Origin of the sequence: Plantactinospora endophytica (genome assembly GCF_016862915.1) — a bacterium.
Lineage (GTDB): Bacteria > Actinomycetota > Actinomycetes > Mycobacteriales > Micromonosporaceae > Plantactinospora > Plantactinospora endophytica.
Map to the genome: position 1 here is coordinate 364,669 of NZ_BONW01000013.1, position 16,520 is coordinate 381,188.

General features: G+C 72.1%; 9 protein-coding genes. 1 reads left to right on the forward strand and 8 read right to left on the reverse strand.

Annotated elements, in window-relative coordinates; genetic code table 11:
* Positions 1–9 precede the first annotated feature (9 nt).
* The 8 genes from Pen02_RS14620 to Pen02_RS14655 all read right to left on the reverse strand — a co-directional run bounded on the left by Pen02_RS14620 (position 10) and on the right by Pen02_RS14655 (position 13,376).
* Entirely contained in the window at positions 10–3,996 is a 3,987-nt protein-coding gene (locus tag Pen02_RS14620; RefSeq protein ID WP_203866545.1) for a non-ribosomal peptide synthetase, read from the reverse strand.
* On the reverse strand, positions 3,993–5,774 hold the full coding sequence (locus Pen02_RS14625) for an ABC transporter ATP-binding protein (protein WP_203866546.1): 1,782 nt from the start codon (positions 5,772–5,774) through the stop codon (positions 3,993–3,995). The genes Pen02_RS14620 and Pen02_RS14625 overlap by 4 nt, the downstream gene beginning before the upstream one ends.
* A complete protein-coding gene (locus tag Pen02_RS14630; protein ID WP_203866547.1) occupies positions 5,771–7,648 on the reverse strand; it encodes an ABC transporter ATP-binding protein in 1,878 nt (625 codons plus the stop codon). The genes Pen02_RS14625 and Pen02_RS14630 overlap by 4 nt, the downstream gene beginning before the upstream one ends.
* Positions 7,649–7,654: 6 nt before the next feature.
* Entirely contained in the window at positions 7,655–8,986 is a 1,332-nt protein-coding gene (locus tag Pen02_RS14635) for a condensation domain-containing protein (RefSeq protein WP_203866548.1), read from the reverse strand.
* Positions 8,983–9,246 carry a phosphopantetheine-binding protein gene (locus Pen02_RS14640; protein WP_203866549.1) on the reverse strand — a complete coding sequence of 88 codons (264 nt, stop codon included), beginning with the start codon at positions 9,244–9,246 and terminating at the stop codon, positions 8,983–8,985. Before Pen02_RS14640 ends, Pen02_RS14635 begins: the two co-directional genes overlap by 4 nt.
* 64 nt (positions 9,247–9,310) lie before the next feature.
* Entirely contained in the window at positions 9,311–10,465 is a 1,155-nt protein-coding gene (locus Pen02_RS14645; RefSeq protein ID WP_239140672.1) for an acyl-CoA dehydrogenase family protein, read from the reverse strand.
* A gap of 23 nt (positions 10,466–10,488) precedes the next feature.
* Positions 10,489–11,847, reverse strand: a complete 1,359-nt coding sequence (locus Pen02_RS14650; RefSeq protein WP_203866551.1) for a type III PLP-dependent enzyme domain-containing protein — start codon at positions 11,845–11,847, stop codon at positions 10,489–10,491.
* Positions 11,844–13,376, reverse strand: a complete 1,533-nt coding sequence (locus Pen02_RS14655; RefSeq protein ID WP_203866552.1) for a class I adenylate-forming enzyme family protein — start codon at positions 13,374–13,376, stop codon at positions 11,844–11,846. The genes Pen02_RS14650 and Pen02_RS14655 overlap by 4 nt, the downstream gene beginning before the upstream one ends.
* A gap of 2,058 nt (positions 13,377–15,434) precedes the next feature.
* Here Pen02_RS14655 and Pen02_RS14660 point away from each other — a divergent pair.
* Positions 15,435–16,322, forward strand: coding sequence for an isocitrate lyase/phosphoenolpyruvate mutase family protein (locus Pen02_RS14660; protein WP_203866553.1), 888 nt, complete (start codon positions 15,435–15,437; stop codon positions 16,320–16,322).
* Positions 16,323–16,520 lie beyond the last annotated feature (198 nt).

Genomic DNA, 16,520 nt, shown 5'->3' on the forward strand with positions numbered 1-16,520 from the left:
GCACTCTCCTCACGTCTCCTCGGAATCGTGGCCGGGCGGTGGCGTGCGGCCGGGGAGGATCCTGGCGAGCAACCGCCCGGTCTCCGCCGCCCCGGTGCTGAACAGGTCGTGGTGCCCGACGTCGAGGTTCAGCACCGTCAGCCGGCCGGCGACGAACCGCTGCCATGTCGACGGGTTCCCCGAGCGGGCGGCGACCAGGGTCATGTCGCCGCGCAGGAGTTCCGGCACGAAGGCGTACTGGAGACGGAGGTTGTTCATCCCGATCCTCAGTGCCGCCCGGATCCCGTGGTCGTTGGCATCGGCCAGCGGAGGGAAGCGCCGGCGCACCTCGTCCAGGACCCGACCGTCGAGTTCGGCCGGGTTCCGGGCGTTGCCGGCAGCGTCGTCGGGCGGGACGCCGAGCACGTTGTGCAGGGCCTCCCGGAGCGGCCGGCTCGCGGTTTCCGCCCCGGGCGGCTCCGGGTAGCCGTCGAGGACGACCAGGGCCGCCACCCGGTCCCCCTCCTGCTCCAACCGGGTGGCCATCCGGTGCGCCACCAGGCCGCCGAAGGACCAGCCGGCCAGGTGGTACGGGCCGGCTGGCTGGATCTTCCGTATCTGGGCCAGATAGTCCGCGGCCATCTCGTCGACGGTCCGGGGCGGTGCCGGCAGCGGGTCACCCGCCACCGCCTCGGCGAAGCCTCGGGCCTGTAGCGCGTGGACCGGCCGGCCGGTACCCAGAAACTCCAGGATCCGGAAGTAGCACCAGCTCAGGCCGGTGCCGGGGTGGACGAGGAAGAGGGGTTCGCCCGGCCCGTCGGAGCGCAGTTCGAGTACCGGCCCGAAGGCTTTCTCCGCCGCCTCGCTCCGGGACAACTGCCGGGCCAGCGCGGCCGGGGTGGGATGGCGGAAGATGCTCTGCACGGGCAGGTTCACCGCGAGTTCGGCACGGATGCGCCGGACCAGCCGGACGGCCAGCATCGAGTGTCCGCCCAACCGGAAGAAGTCGTCCTCCACCCCCACCTCGGGTACGCCCAACAGTTCCGCGTACAGCCGCACCAGGGCCCGTTCCACCCGGGTACCCGGCGCTCGGCCCGGCCGTACGTCGACCGGGGGCGGCGGCAGAGCCCGGCGGTCGAGCTTCCCGTTCGGGCTGAGCGGGAGCCGGTCCAGCACCACGACGGTGGCCGGCACCAGATGGCCGGGAAGCACGTCGGCAAGGCTCGCGAGCAGGGCTTGGGGGTGCACCGATCCGCGCGCCGACGGTCCGGCGGCCGGCGTGACGTACCCGACCAGCCGCTGGTCGCCCGGGGTGTCCTCGCGGACCACCACGCAGGCGCCACCGACCGACTCCTCGGCCAGCAGCGCGGCTTCCACCTCGCCGGGTTCCACCCGCTGGCCACGCAGCTTGACCTGGTCGTCGGCTCGGCCGAGGAAGACGAGCACGCCGTCCGGCGTCCAGCGGACCCGGTCACCGGTGCGGTACATCCGGCTTCCCGGCGGGCCGTAGGGGTCCGCCACGAACCGGGTCGACGTCAGCGCCGTCCGGGCCAGGTAGCCGTCGGCGAGCTGCACCCCGCTGAGGTACAACTCGCCGGCCAGCCCGACCGGGCACGGGGCCAGCCGGTCGTCCAGTACCCGCACCTGGGTGTTCCAGACCGGGCGGCCGATCGGCACCGGGCCCTGCTCGCCCGGCACGCAGTCGTGCCGGGTGACGTCGACGGCGGCCTCGGTCGGCCCGTACAGGTTCGTCAGGGCGACGCCCGGCAGGACCTGGTGGAAGGTGAGCACCGATTCGCGGGGAAGCGCCTCGCCGCTACAGAAGACGCGGCGCAGCCCGGCGCAGCGGGCGGCGGCCGGCTCGGTGAGGAACAGGTCCAACATCGACGGTACGAAGTGGACAATTGTGACGTGTCTGTCCACGATGGTACCTGCCAGGGCGGCCGGGTCACGATGCTCGTCCGGCCCGGCCACCACCAGCGTCGCCCCCACCCGGAGCGGCCAGAAAAACTCCCAGACGGAGACGTCGAACCCGCTGGGAGTCTTCTGTAGGACGCGGTCGTCGGCGGCGAGGGGACAGGCCGCCTGCATCCAGCGGAGCCGGTTGTCTATCGCGGCGTGCGAGACGACCACGCCCTTGGGGCGCCCGGTGGAACCGGAGGTGTAGATGACGTACGCCGGATGCCCCGGCCGGAGCGCCGGCCCGGTGCCGGAGGCTTCACCGGTGCCGGGCGCCGGGTCCGTCGTCAGCTCGTCCGGGGTGACCACGCGGACCTCGCCGCCGTCCAGCCGCGTGCACAGCTCCCGGTCGCCCAGTACGCAGACCGGCCGGGCGTCGTGCAGCATCATCCGCAGCCGCTCGTCCGGATCGCCGGGGGCCAGCGGCAGATAGGCGGCGCCCGCCTTCACCACCGCGAGCAGCGAGACGACCAGCGCGGCGGAGCGCGGAAGTCCCACGGCGACGACGGTCCCCGGACCCGCCCCCAACTCGCGCAGCCCGCCGGCCAGCCGATCCGACTGCTGGTCCAGCTCCGCGTACGTCAGCGAACCGTGCGCCGAGACGAGGGCGGTGGCCTGCGGGGTGCGTGCGGCCTGGGCACGGAACGCCGCCGGCAGCGTCGTCACGGGTAGCTGCCGGGCCGTGTCGTTCCAGGACGCCAGCACCTGATCCCGCTCGTCCGGAGTGAGCAGGGAGTGCGCGCTGATCGGCAGGCCGGGTGCCCGGACGGCCGCGTCGAGCAGCCGGGACAGCCGGTCGGCCAGCAACCCGGCCGTCTCGGCGCGGAAGATGTCGGCGGCGTACTCCAGGACCCCGGAGATCCCCCTCGGGGTGCCGTCGGCGTCGACGTGCTCGGTCAGTTGCAGGTTCAGGTCGGCCTTCGCCGCCGGCACGTCCACCGCCGGCCGCTCGACGGTGACCGCGCCGAAGTCGAGCTCCTGCCGCACTCTGGTGTCGAAGGCGAGCATGACCTGGAAGAACGGGTGCCGGTCCGCCGAACGCGGCGGGTTGAGCTCCTCCACCAACAGGTCGAACGGCAGGTCCTGATGCGCGTACGCCGGCAGGGCCACACCCCTGACCCGGTGCAGCAGCTCCGTGAAGGACGGATCACCGGACAGGTCGGTACGCAGCACCAGCGTGTTGACGAAGAAGCCCACGAGATCGTCGAGTGCCTCGTCGGTACGCCCGGCCGTCACCGTGCCGAGCGGGATGTCGGTGCCCGCCCCCATCCTGCACAACAGCGCGCACAGTGCCGCCTGCACCACCATGAACACCGTGCAGTTCTGCTGCCGGGCGAGGTGCAGCAGTTCCCGGTGCCGGTCGGCGTCCCAGTCGACCGCGACGCCGGCCCCGGGGTGACCCGCGACGGCGGAGCGGGGACGGTCGACGGGCAGCGGCAGGGCGGCCGGGGCGCCGGCCAGGGTGTCGCGCCAGTAGCCGAGCTGCCGGCCGGCGACGCTCTCCGGGTCGTGCCGGTCGCCCAGCAGTTCCCGCTGCCAGAGCGTGTAGTCGGCGTACTGCACCGGCAGTTCCGGCCAGTCGGGCGGGCCGGCGCCGCCACTGCGGGAGCGGTACGCGGTCGCCAGGTCGCGCAGCAGCACCTCGATCGACCAGCCGTCGGCGACGATGTGGTGCAGCGTCAGCAGCAGCACGGCGTCGGCCGCCGCGCTCACGAAGAGGTCGGCCCGCAGCGGCGGCTCGTCCGCGAGTACGAACGGTGCCGACGCGGCGGCCTGGATGTGCGCGTCCAACTCCGTCGGCGCGACGGCGGTCACGGTCAGCTCCGGGCCCTCGGCCGGCGCGGCCAGTACCCGCTGCCAGGGCGTGCCGTCGGTGTCGGGGAAGACGGTGCGCAGCGACTCGTGCCGGGCGATCACGTCCCCGAGGGCGGCGCGTAGCGCGGCACGGTCCAGCGGTCCCCGCAGCCGCAGCACGACCGGCAGGTGGTAGGTCGGGTCGGCGCCGTAGAGCCGGTCGAGGAACCACAGCCGCTGCTGGGCGTGCGACAGCGGGATCACGGCGCGTACGCCCGGCTCTGCGCGGTGTACAGCTCGGCGTACTTCCCCTGGTTGCGGCTGAGTTCGTCGTGGGTGCCCAGCTCGGCCACCCGCCCCTGGTCGAGCACCACGATGAGGTCCGCCGCCCGGACCGTGGAGAACCGGTGCGAGACGAGCAGGGTGATGCCGCCGTCGCTGGTGTCGGCCGGGCGGGCGGGGCCGGTGAACCGCTCGTAGAGTTCGTGCTCCACCTGCGGATCCAGCGCGGCGGTCGGCTCGTCCAGCACCGCCAGCAGCGGCTTGCGGCGCATCAGTGCCCGGCTCAGCGCCAGCCGCTGCCACTGGCCGTGCGAGAGTTCGGCACCCCCGAACGTCCGGCCGAGCATCGAGTCGAGTCCCTGCGGCAGCCGCTCCGTCACCTGCCGCGCCTGTGCCGCGTCCACCGCCACGCGTACCGCCTCGGTGTCGTCGACCTGCGACACGCTGCCGACCCCGACGGCGTGCCGGGCCCGGCCCTCCAGCTTGAAGAAGTCCTGGAAGGCGGCGGTCGTCCGGGCCCGCCAGTCGGCCAGCCTGAGCTGTCGCAGCGGTACGCCGTCGACCAGGATCTCGCCCTGCGCCGGTTCGTACATTCCGGTGAGCAGCTTGACCAGGGTGGTCTTTCCCGCGCCGTTGATGCCGACCACCGCCACCGTGGCGCCGGCCGGCAGGTGCAGGTCCACCCCGCGCAGCACGGGCTGGTCGGTGCCGGGGTAGCCGAAGGTCACCCCGCGCAGCCGGATGCCGTCGGTCAGCCGGGCCGGCACCGGTCTCGTACCGCCGTGCGCCTGCCGCTCGGTGTGCGTCTCCAGCCACCGGAAGTGGCGGACGGTGTGCCGCCCCTCGGCGAGTTGGGCGAGCCCGTTCACCGTGCCGGTGAGCTGCGTCCGCAGGTACGCCGAGAGGCTGGCCACCATCAGCAGGTCGCCCGGGGTTCCCCGGCCCTGGCTCACCTCGTGCGCGACGAAGGCGAGGGCGGCCAGATAACCGGCGGCGAAGCAGGTCCAGCCGGCGACCTGCCAGAGCGACGCGGCGCGCAGTGCGCGTACGAGTTGCCGGGTCGCGCGCTCCCAGTATTCGGCCGCGCGGCCGTCCACGTACCGGTCGCTGCCGCTGATCCGAAGCTCCTTGGCCGCCTCCGCCGAGGTGGCCAGCCGGTGTAGCCGCAGCTCCCGGCGCTCGGCCCCGGCGCTGGAGTCCCGGGCACGGGCGAGCAGCGCCGACGCCCGGCGGGAGAAGTACAGCGGCGGAGCGGCCAGCAGCACCAGCGCGGCGAGCGCCGGGTGCACGTCGGCCAGCAGCCAGGCGCTCAGTCCCAGACTCAGCAGCGACGAGGCGGCACTGACCGCCCCCCAGCAGGCGCCCGCGAGGGTCTCGGTGCTCGACCGGATCTGGCTCAGCCGGTCCAGGAACTCCGTGCGTTCCAGATGTTCCAGCGTCGGGGCATCGGCGGTCATCGTGTGCAGCCGCTGGCAGAGTTCGAGGTCGACCCGCTCGGTCAGGTCGACCTGTAGGTTGTTCTGCACCCGCTGGGCCGAGGCGATCATGGCGTAGGCGAGGGCGCCGATCGAGGCGGCCAGCAGGATCCCGTGCCCTCCGCCGAGCCCGGCGGAGTCGGACAGGTTGCGCACGGCCAGGCCGGTGGCGGCCACCGCCATGGCGTTCAGGAACGCCAGCACCAGGACGGTGGTGGTGGCCTTCGCGTCCGCCCGGTGGGCGATGCGCAGCATGGCGAGTACCACGCTGGCCCCGGCCCTCACGCCGATGCTCCTTCCGGGCGGGCCGGCGCCGTGGCCCTGGCCGCACCGACTGCCGTCGACCCGTCGCCGAACCGGTCCGCCTGGAGCCGGTACAGCCTCGCGTAGTGGCCGTCCAGGTCCATCAGCTCGCCGTGGTCGCCCGCTTCGGTGACCCGGCCACCGGTCAGCAGCACGATCCGGTCGGCGTTGCGTACGGTCGACAGCCGGTGCGAGATCACCACCACGCTCACGTCCGGGACGGCGGCGATCACCTGCTGGTGGAAGCCCATCTCCGCCCGGACGTCCAGATGGGCGGTGGGTTCGTCGAGGATGAGCAGTCGGCGACCGTGGGCCACCGCGAACATCGCCCGGGCGATGGCGATCTTCTGCCACTGCCCGCCGGAGACGTCGACACCACCCCGGTGTTCCCGGCTGAGCAGGGTGTCCAGCCCGTGCGGAAGCCGCTCGACGAGGTCACCGGCACCCGCCGCCTCGACCGCGGCCATGATGCTCCCGTCGGTCGCCTCGGCCTCCGGCGCACCCAGGGCGATGTTCTCCCGGACGGTGAGCGGATAGTGCACGAAGTCCTGGAAGACCGCGGAGATGCGGCGTCGCCAGGACGTGACGTCGAGCTGGGCCAGGTCGGTGCCGTCGACCCGTACCCGCCCCTCGGTCGGCTGTTGCAGCCCGGCGAGCACCTTCAGCATGGTGGTCTTCCCGGCGCCGTTCCGGCCGACGACGGCCAGCACCTCGCCGGGCCGGATCTCCAGGTCCAGGCCGTCGAGCACCCTGCGGTCGGTGCCCGGGTAGCAGAACCCGACCCCCTCGAAGCTGATGTGCGGGGCCGACTCGGGGGCCGGCCGCTCCCCGGGCTCCTGCTCTGCGGTCGCCCGCCCTGCGGTGGCCAGTTCGTGTGAGCGCAGCCGCTCGAACGCCTGCAACGCGCCGGTGGCGTACTCGATGTCGAACGCCTCGTGTCCCATCACCCCGGCAGCGAAGACCCCCCAGGCGGCGAGGACCATCGTCACCAGGCCACCGGCCGTCAGCTCGCCGCCCGCCAGGGCCGTACCCGGGACGTACAGCGCCGCGAAGCCCGCTCCTCCGGCGAGGGCGAACGTGCTCCACTGCCGGCGCAGGATGCCCCGCCGCTCGCGCCAGATCTCGCCGAGCCACTCCTCGGCCTGTGCCCGGTGCCGGGTGTTCAGCCAGCCGCCGAAACCGAACAGCCGTACCTCCTTGGCGGCGGCGGAGCCGGTGAGCGTGTCCGACCAGTACGCCATCCGGCTGCGGTCGCCGGCCCGCGCGTCCCAGATGGTGCCGAGCCGTACCCACTGCCGCCGGATGACGGCCCGCATCAGGAGGGTGAGGGTCAGCAGTACCACCCCCAGCCAGGGCTCGTACCAGGCCAGCACCCCGGCACAGCCGACCGCCCCGGCCAGCCGCCCCAGCAGGACGAGTTGACCGACGGCGCCGGTCCCCGGGGTACGGGTACGCCAGCCGCCGAGCTCCGACACCCGGGCCACGTCCGTGCCGTACTCGCCGTCGTCGAGGTGGGAGATGCCCCTCGGTTCGGACACCCGGCGACGCAGGTCCGAGCGGAGTCGGCCGTCGATCCTGCGGGCGGCGAGTACGTCCAGCGGCTCGCGGCAGAGTTCCGTGCACTGCCCCGTCAGCACCACGACCGCGACCAGGGCCAGGTGGGGCAGCATCTCGCCGACCGACCCCGCCTGTAGGGCGCGGGTGAGCAGCCACCCGATGGCCAGGGCGGTGGCGGCCGGGGCCAGGGCGGAGACCAGGTGTGCCAGCAGCAGCCCGGTCAGTGTCCCGCGCCCCGTACCGCTGAGCAGCCTCAGCAACTCGAGCCGTTGCCGCCCCACCGTTCGCCATCGGGTCATCCGCCGTCATCCCTCCAGAGCCAGTGCGCAGCGGTCGGCCACCTGGCGCACGGTGGTGTCCGTTCCGTCGGCCAGCCGGTACAACTGCTCGTGGAACCATCCGGCGAGCGCACGCAGCCGGGGCGCGGGCAACAGTTCGGGGTCGACGCGGAGCACGACCGGCATCTCGGCGCCCGGCCGGATCTTGATGTCGAAGCGGGGTCCGATCTGGCGGCTCGGCCGGCTCTGCACGATCCGGGGCGGCGGGTGACCGGCCAGCTCGGCGGCGGGCCGGGCCACGATGTCGGTCGGCATGAAGTTGAAGAAGTGGTCGAAGCCGAGATCGATCTCCCGCTCCCGACGCACCAGGTCGGTGACCGCGTCGAAGTCATAGGAGCCCATCCGGTACGCCCGCAGCGCCGATGCCTGCAGCCGGGCGGCGAGGTCGGCGTACTCCGCCCGGGGCGGGCCGAGGTCGACCGGGAGCGGGACGTACTGGTTCATGGAGCTGACGATGGACTTCCAGCGCGGGTGGGAGCGGTTGCCGGACTGCAACGTCAGCACCGGCTGCCGGGTGCAGGTGACGGCGGCGCACGCCACCGCGCTCAGCGAGAGCAGCAGGCTCTGCGGCGACGCCCCGGTACGCGCCGAGAGGAGTTCCAGTGCCGCCCGCGCGCCTGCCGAGTACAGGACGGCTTCGATCCGGCCCGGAACGTCCCCGTCGGACCGGGGGACCGGGAACTGCTTCTCCGGCAGGGTGCGCAGGAGTTCCTGCCAGTGCCGCAGCACCGTCGTCCGGTGGAGGTGCCGGGCCTGCGACCACTGCTCGGCGGCGAGGTCGGCCGGGGCGGGCGGAGTCTCGGCCAGCCATCGCCCACCCGTCGGGCTCGCCGACCCCAGCAGCGCCGACAGTTCGGCCGCCAGCCGGATCAGCCCGTACCCGTCGGAGACGATGTGGTCCACGACGATCACGACGGTACGCGGCCGTCCGTCCCGGGTGACCACCGCGAACCGGCAGCCGAACTCGCTCTCCCGGGCGATCCGCTCCTCGGCCAGCCGGGCCGCGACCGTGGTCGCGTCGTCGTGCTCGACCACCTCGACGGCGACCGTCTCCGGCGCGGGCCGGACGTGCTGACGCGGCCCCGCCGGAGAGTCGACGAACAGCGTACGCAGCGACTCGTGCCGGCGGCACAGCGTGCCGACCGCCCGGACGGCCTGGTCCGTGGTGGTACCGGCCGGCACCGGAACGCACTCCCGCAGGTACGTCTCCGACCAGCGCTCCAGCGGATAGCTCTCCATCACCCGCCACACGGACAGTTGACCGAAGGTCAGCGGAGCCGGCGTACGGTCGCCGGTCATGTCTCCGCCCCGTCGCGCAGCCGTCCGACCACGGCCCACAGCGCGGCGGGGGTGGCGAAGGTCTCGGCGTGCAGATCCTCGTCCGGGAACTGGACGGCGAACGCCTCCTCCACCTCGACGAGCAGCCCCACGGTGGCCAGGGAGTCCAGGCCCAGCGCGGGTAGGGACGACTCGGCGGTGAGCGGCGCGCCCTCCCCGAGCAGCGGCAGGTGCTGCCGGACCGCCTTCTCGAAGTCATCCGGCCAGTTGGCACTGGTCATCGCGTTTCTCCTGTTCGGGCCGTGGGCGGCGAGGTCACGCCAGGTGTCCGGAGCGGTCCAGAGGTCACGCCAGTTGTACGGATCGGTCCATGAGGGTCAGCGCTCCCGTGGCGGTCAGCAGGCGGTCGTTCGAGTAGTTCAGGGCGGCCGACCGCAGATCGCGGAAGTGGCGCTCCAGGGGCACGGAAGACCGGCGCCGGTATCCCACGGACAGGCCGGCGAGCTGGACCATCCGGTCGACACTGCGGAAGGTCAGTTCCGCGGCGGTGACCTTCAGGGTGTTCAGATGGATCTGCGTCGCCGTACCGGCCAGGCTCGATCCGGCGGCGCGGAGCTGGCCGACCTCGTCCGTCACGCGGTGCAGGTAGCCGCCGACCAGTTCCAGGTCCATCCGGATCCGGGCGAGCCGCTCGGCCACCAGTTCGGAGCGGACGTCGATGCTCCGGGGTCGTTCGGGGGAGCGGAGCAGTCCGACGAGCCCGCCGAGTGCGCTCCGGGCGGCACCGAGCCAGCAGGCGGCCCAGGCCAGGTGCCCGACCGGCGCCATGCTCTCCAGGGCCACCGTACGGAATCCGCCGTCCTCGCCCACCACCTGCGACCGGGGCACCACACCGGTGAGCTTGAGCCCGAGGCTGTGCGTGCCGCGCATGCCCAGCGTGTCCCAGTCCTGACGTTCGACGACGTCCAACTGCTCGCGGTCGGCGTAGACCAGCGAGATCTCGCTCTCCGGGGCGTCCGGCGAACTGCGCATCGTGATCAGGAAGCCCTCGGCGTGCGTCCCGCCGGTGACGATGGGTGCCTCGCGGAGCACCTGGAGCCCCTCCGTCGTACCGCTGAGCGGGGAGGCGTTGGAGAGCAGATGACCGCTGGTGCCCGGACCGGTGGTGATCGACGCCAGGTACAGCTCGCCACGGGCGACCCGGGGCAGCAGCCGGTCACGCAGCGCCGGAGCGGCGAACCGGACCAGCGCGTCGGTCTGCTGGCAGTGCATCGCCCAGATCATCGCCGTGGAGGTGCAGCCGTCGGCCAGGAGCTGCGCGATCTCCACCAGGTCCGCCAGATCTCCGCCGAGGCCGCCGTGCTCCTGCGGTACCAGCAGCCCCATCAGGCCGCTGCGCCGCAACTCGGCCATCCCCGGTTCGCTGACCCGTGCCTCCTCGTCGGCCGCGTCGGCATGCTGCCGCAGCACCGTACGCACCCGGGCCGCTGCCTCGAGCACCTCGCTTCGCCGGGACGACTCCATCACTCCCCCATGTGGTCGGAACTGTCCGAGGCAGGCGCGACGGACGGGACGACAGGATCGCGGCGCAGCGTCAGCCGGGACGCGTCGCACGGCGTACCGTCCCGGAGTACCACCTCGGCGGCGGCCGGCCGGCCGAGGAAGCCGACGAGGCTCGCGGTCAGGCCGTACGCACCGACGTTGGGGATCTCGACCAGATCCCCGGGGCGGGCGCCCGCCAGCATCTGGTCGGCGGCGAGCCGGTCGGCGGGGGTGCAGAGCGGTCCCACGACCGTGGCCGCCCCCTGGCACACCTGTGCCGCAACGGTCTCCTCGTCCGGACCGGTTGGGCCGGCACCGCGTTCCGCGAACTGCCGGACCGCCGCCTTGAGCGGCAGCAGGCGTCCCAGTCCGGACAGTCCGCCCAGCTGGTTGATACCGCCGTCCAGCACCACGAAGGTGCGGTCCCCGCTGCGCTTGACGTCCTCGACGGTGCACAACAGCCGGCCGCACCGGCCCGCCAGAAACCGTCCGGACTCGAAGGCGATCTCCGGTCGTCCCGACCGCCAGCCGGGCAGGTGCGTGTCCAGCGCGGCTTCGAGGACCGGGCGCAGCGAGGAGTAGTCCGGGGACGGCCCGGCGGCGGCGTACGGCGCGGCGAACCCGCCGCCCAGGTCCACCACCCGCAGCTCGATGCCCAGCTCCGCCCGCAGCCGGGCCGCCTCTTCGATGCTCGCGACCATCTCGTCGGCGACCGCCTGCCAGGCTTCCGCGTTGCTCAGCGGGAAGAAGTGCAGGCCGACGATCCGGGCTCCGGGCAGCGGTGCGTACGCGGCCGGAGCGCGCCGCAGCTCGGCCAGGTCCACGCCGAACTGCGTGGCGGCACCCGTCATCCGCAGTCCACTGCCGCCGTGGCTGCGCTGCGAGTTGACGCGCAGCAGACAGTGCGCGGTGGTGCCGAGCGCCGATGCCTCCCGGTCGACCTTCCGGTAGTCGGCGGCAGACTCCACCGAGAACCTGCGCACCCCTGCGGCGAGGGCGGCGGAGATCTCCTGCCGGCTCTTGCCGGGTCCGGTGTAGAGGCACCGGTCGCCGGGAATCCCCGCCTGGAGGGCCGCCTCCAGCTCACCGGTCGAGCTGATCTCGGCCCGGCATCCCTCGGCATGGAGCGCGCCGGTGAGCACCGGGTGCGGATTGGCCTTGAGCGAGTAGTACAACGCGCTGGGCTCGGGCAGGCAACGGCGGAGTTCGGTGACGGCCTCCTCCGCCGCCCGGAGCTCGTAGACGTAGAGCGGGCTGCCGTAGCGGGCGACGAGCGTCGCCGCCGTGGACCAGCCAAGCTGCGCGGTGCGTACCTCGTCCGGTGTCGTGGTGCCGCTCATGTCTCGCTCTCCTGCGTCATCCGTTCGAGCCGGAGCCGGTCGACCTTGCCGTTGCGGGTCAGCGGAAGGGCCGGCAGGACCCGGCAGCGGGGCGGCGTCTTGGCCGGCCCGAGCAGCTCCCGCAGGTGCCGCAACACGTCCTCGCCGGTGGTCTCGCCCGCCACCCAGACCGTCGCCTCGCGGCCCACGGCGGGCGGAACCACCGCCACCGTGCGTACCCCGGGCAGCGCGGCGGCGGCGGACTCCACCTCGGTGGTGGAGATCCGGATGCCGCGTAACTTGAAGATGTGGTCCCGACGGCCCTCGAAGTACAGGTGCCCGTCAGCGTCCAGCCGGCCGAAATCACCGGTGTGCAGGACCCGTTCGCCGGTGCCGGCGTCCCGGCGGTACCGCTCGGCGGTGAGCTCGGGCGCGTTCCAGTAGCCCTCCATCAGATGCGGACCGGAGACACAGATCTCCCCGATCTCCCCCGGCGGAAGCTGGTCGCCCGTGGGCCCGAGGATCCGTACCCGGGTTCCGGGCAGCGCCCGACCCACCGAACCGGGCCGTGTCAGATAGGCGTCCGTCTCCGACACCGTGATCCGTTTGCACTCAGTGGTGCCGAACATCATCTGTACGCCCGATCCCGGGAACCGGGCGCGCAGTGCGTCGGCCGTGGCGGGCGGTAGCTGCTCGCCCGTGTTGGTGAACAGCCTCACCCGCACCTCCTGGGCGGCGACGGACTGCCGGGCACCGAGGGCGAGCAGCATGGTGGCCAGCGACGGCACCAGCGGCACCACCGTGGCGCCGTGCCGCGCCAACTGTCCGATCAGGTTGGTGTGCTGCCCGGCGTCGGCCAGCACCAGCGTGCAGCCGGCGAGGGTGGAGAGGAAGACCTGGTAGAGGCCGTAGTCAAAGGAGAGTGGAAGGCGACAGAAGACCACGTCCTCCGGCCGGTAGCGGACCCGGTCGGCGATCGCGCCGGCGGCGAAGCAGATCTGCGCATGGGTGCACGCCACCGCCTTCGGCTGGGCGGTACTGCCCGACGTGTAGAGCAGCAGCGCCAGATCGTCCGGAGCGGGTCCGGGCGGCGTGCCGGCACCGAGGACCGCCGGGCGCTCCGACACCGCCGCCAGCCCGGCGGCGAGACCATCGAGGGTGGCGCCCGGAACCGCGTACCGGGCCGACTGGTCCGGGTCGGCGCCGATCAGGAGGGCAGGCGCGGTGTCCGAGACCAGATAGTCGAGCTGGTGCGGGGTCAGCTCGGGGCTGTACGGCACGGCGACGGCGCCGAGCCGCAGACAGCCGTACAGCGCCGCGACCATGAGACCTCGTCCGGTGGCCCGGATGACGATCCGGTCGCCGGGGCCGACGCCCTGTTCGGCGAACCAGGTACGAGCCGCCCAGGACAGCCGGTCCAACTCCGCGTACGTCAGCGCACCGTCCCGGTCGCGTACGGCGGTCGCCTCGGCGCGGGCGAGGACGGCGCGATCGAGCATCGCCGGGACCAGCTTGACCCGTTCCGCCTCCTGCGGCAGGACAGCGTTCATGACACGACCTCCAGCGTCCGTGCTCCGGCCCGATCGTCAGCTCGCGGCACCGGCTGACAACTCGCGTCACCCACGTCTGGGGATCCTCCGGCGCGCCGTGCGCCACGGAGCACGCCCGACCACGGCGACGTGGTGGTTGCTGCTGGTGTTCGCCCAGCTACGGGCCACGGCGCCGACGCGCCGCACGGCCACCTGCTCGACGGGCACAACGCCTGCGCGTTCCCGTTCCTCGAGGCATCCGGGTAATTCCGCCTTCGAGCCGAGCCCTTGCCGAGCCCCCGGCACAAGGGTCGAGCCTCCCATTGCAAACCGTCCCGTCGTGAGACGCCATAGACGACCGCACGGGGAAATCACCATCGCCCATCGATCCCCGTCGGCGCGCTGAATGTAACAGCCGAACCGCGCACATCGTCAAGGTCCACACGAGTCTCGATCCACGCGTGCATTCCGATCATCGGTTTCTGGGGTATGCTCGCGGATGTTCCCGGCCCGGACCGCGGCGATCGCCGGTGACTGTCCGATATGGAGTCCGCGATGTCGTGGACGGCCGTCCACGGCGTCGTGGTCGATCCCGGGCGACGTGACTGCTCCGCCGCCGGTGCGGGTGGGCCGCATCGGCAGGCCAGCCGGACTGTCGGGACGGACCCGGTAGGCCCGATCAGAATCGGCCCGACGAACGTTGCGGATATCCGCAACGGGCTATGCGACGATTCCGGTCGAGCTATACTCCGCAGAACCCGGCCGTCTACAGCGGACCGACGAATAATCCGGCGTACGGGCACTCCGGTTCGATTGGGTTTGATCTATAGTTCGATGGGTGCAGGGTCGTTCCGGTCCCGAGCCGGAGTCGTGGGACGCTGCGGCGTTGGGTGGGCGTCTGGTGCCGGCGCGCAGTGTGTGTGCGTTGCCGGCCGAGCATCGTGAGGTGTTGTTCCCGGACAGGATGTTCCCGTCCATGCGTGGCCGGCCCCTGCTGTCGGCTTCGGCGATCGTGTCGGTGCTGGCATTGCGGAGATCGCAGGGCCTCGCCGACGGTGAGGCGGTCCAGACGGTGCGAGGCGACCTGGGGTGGAGGGCCTGCGGGCTGCCGATCGACTGTGCCGGTCGGCATGGCGCCGTGATCCGTCCGGGCCTGCTCGGTCGGGACACCGAGACAGTTGTCGTCCACGGCTCCGAGGTTCACCCTGACACCGCTCGGGACGACGGCGAGTCCCGCGTCCTCCTCGAACGGACCGGTCACGCCACCATCGTGGGGCCCGCGCCGCCCTGCCCGCCCACATCCGGCGGGGTCATCCTCGACAACGTCACCGTCCTCACCGTCGAACCGCCGGGATCGGCGGATGGTCGGAGGTTCCGTCGGCCGGGTCGCCGACCGGACGGGATGATGTCGCGCGCGGCGCTACGGTGGCGCCACCGCGAGCGCCTGGTAGCCGCCCGGTCGCCTCGCCGGCCCCGACCTGTGCCACCCGCGCATTGTCGGCCCCACCCGGCGGTCCACCGACCGCGCCCCGGCCTGGACCACCTGGGCTGCCCGGACTGGCTCTTCCCGGCACCCCGTATTCCTCCCTAGGCTGGCCATTCGACGGGGGAGGCGGGACGACAGTCCGGCCACGCACAGTGCACTACCGCCGCCAGGCGGTCCAATGAAACACCTTCCCCGTCGCCTCCGACCCCTGCCCTCCTGGAAACGGGATTGTCCAGGCGGTCTCCCTGGGGAAAGCCCGAAGTCCGGCCCGAGTATCGGACGGCCGGGCCGGTTGCGGATCCGGCATTCCGTCGGTCCGTCGGCGGCGCATTTATCTGTGACCGACTGTCGGGCGATGCCCCATTTTGCTGGCGATTTCGGCCGGTGGCCAAGAGTCGGGGTAGTGGTTGCCCGATAATGGTCTACATCGCATTCTGATGACGCAGGGGACGCGCGGAGAGCTCTTGCCACGAATACATCTCTTGTGATGAGATTGCGGTTGCCTGATGGAGGCCATAATCGTCCAAAGCCGCACCGGTGCGGCGGATGACGGCTGACCAGAGCGAGCTGACGTACACGGGGAAGGTGAGACGGTGGACGGTACCTTTCGTAAGCTGCTTGGTGGTCCAGGTTACCTGCGGGTGATGGGTGCACACGACGGGCTCACGGCGGCACTCGCCGAGAACGCCGGATTCGATGCGGTATGGGCCGGTGGCCTTGGCATATCGTCGTCGTTCCGGGTGGCCGACGCCGGTCTGCTCACGATGACCGAGTTCCTCAACGCGGCCGTCCAGATGCGCGCCGCGTGCAGGTTTCCCGTCATCGCCGATGTGGACGCCGGATTCGGCGACATCAACGTCGTCCGTCGGATGGTGCAGCTTTACGAGGCGGCGCGGATCGACGCGATCTGCATCGAGGACAAACAGTACCCAAAGCGCAACAGCTTCCGTGACGGCCACCTGATGGAAGCTCCGGGCGCGTTCGCCCAGAAGATCGCGGTCGCGAAGGCCGCCCAACGCGGCCCCGATTTCGTGGTCATCGCACGGCTCGAGTCCCTGATCGCCGGTGCCGGCATGGACGACGCGCTGTCCCGGGCCGAGCTCTACCACGACGCGGGCGCCGACGCGGTGCTGATCCACAGCCGGGCCTCGCACGCCGGTGAGATCCGTGAGTTCTGCGACCGCTGGCAGCGGACCGGTCGGGACGTGCCCGTGTTGTGCGTACCCACCACATATGCGAACGTGACCGCCCGCGAGCTGGGCGAGATGGGCATCAGCGCCATCATCTATGCCAACCAGGCGATCCGGGCTTCGACCAAGGCGGTCTCCGAGACGTTGGCGTCGATCGCCAAGCACGACTCGAGTTCCGAGGTCGAGTCCTCGCTGGCCACCCTGGGCGAGATGTTCCAGCTGATCGGCATGAACGACGTGCTGGGCGATGCTCCCTGGCAGGGCGTGCCGGAGCCAGCCAACGAGCGCTGAGCGACGGCCAGCGAGGCGGCGGTCCTCGACCCCCGACTTAAGAGGGTCTGTGCGCGGGACCTGGGGTGGGGACACCACCAGAGGTCGCGGCCGGCCCGAATCCGGTGCAACCGACGTCGCGGTCGGCCGAGATGACGTCTCCGTCCGCCGTCCTGCCCCAGGCTGCGGCGGCCGGAGATCCTCGCACCGGATGTGGCT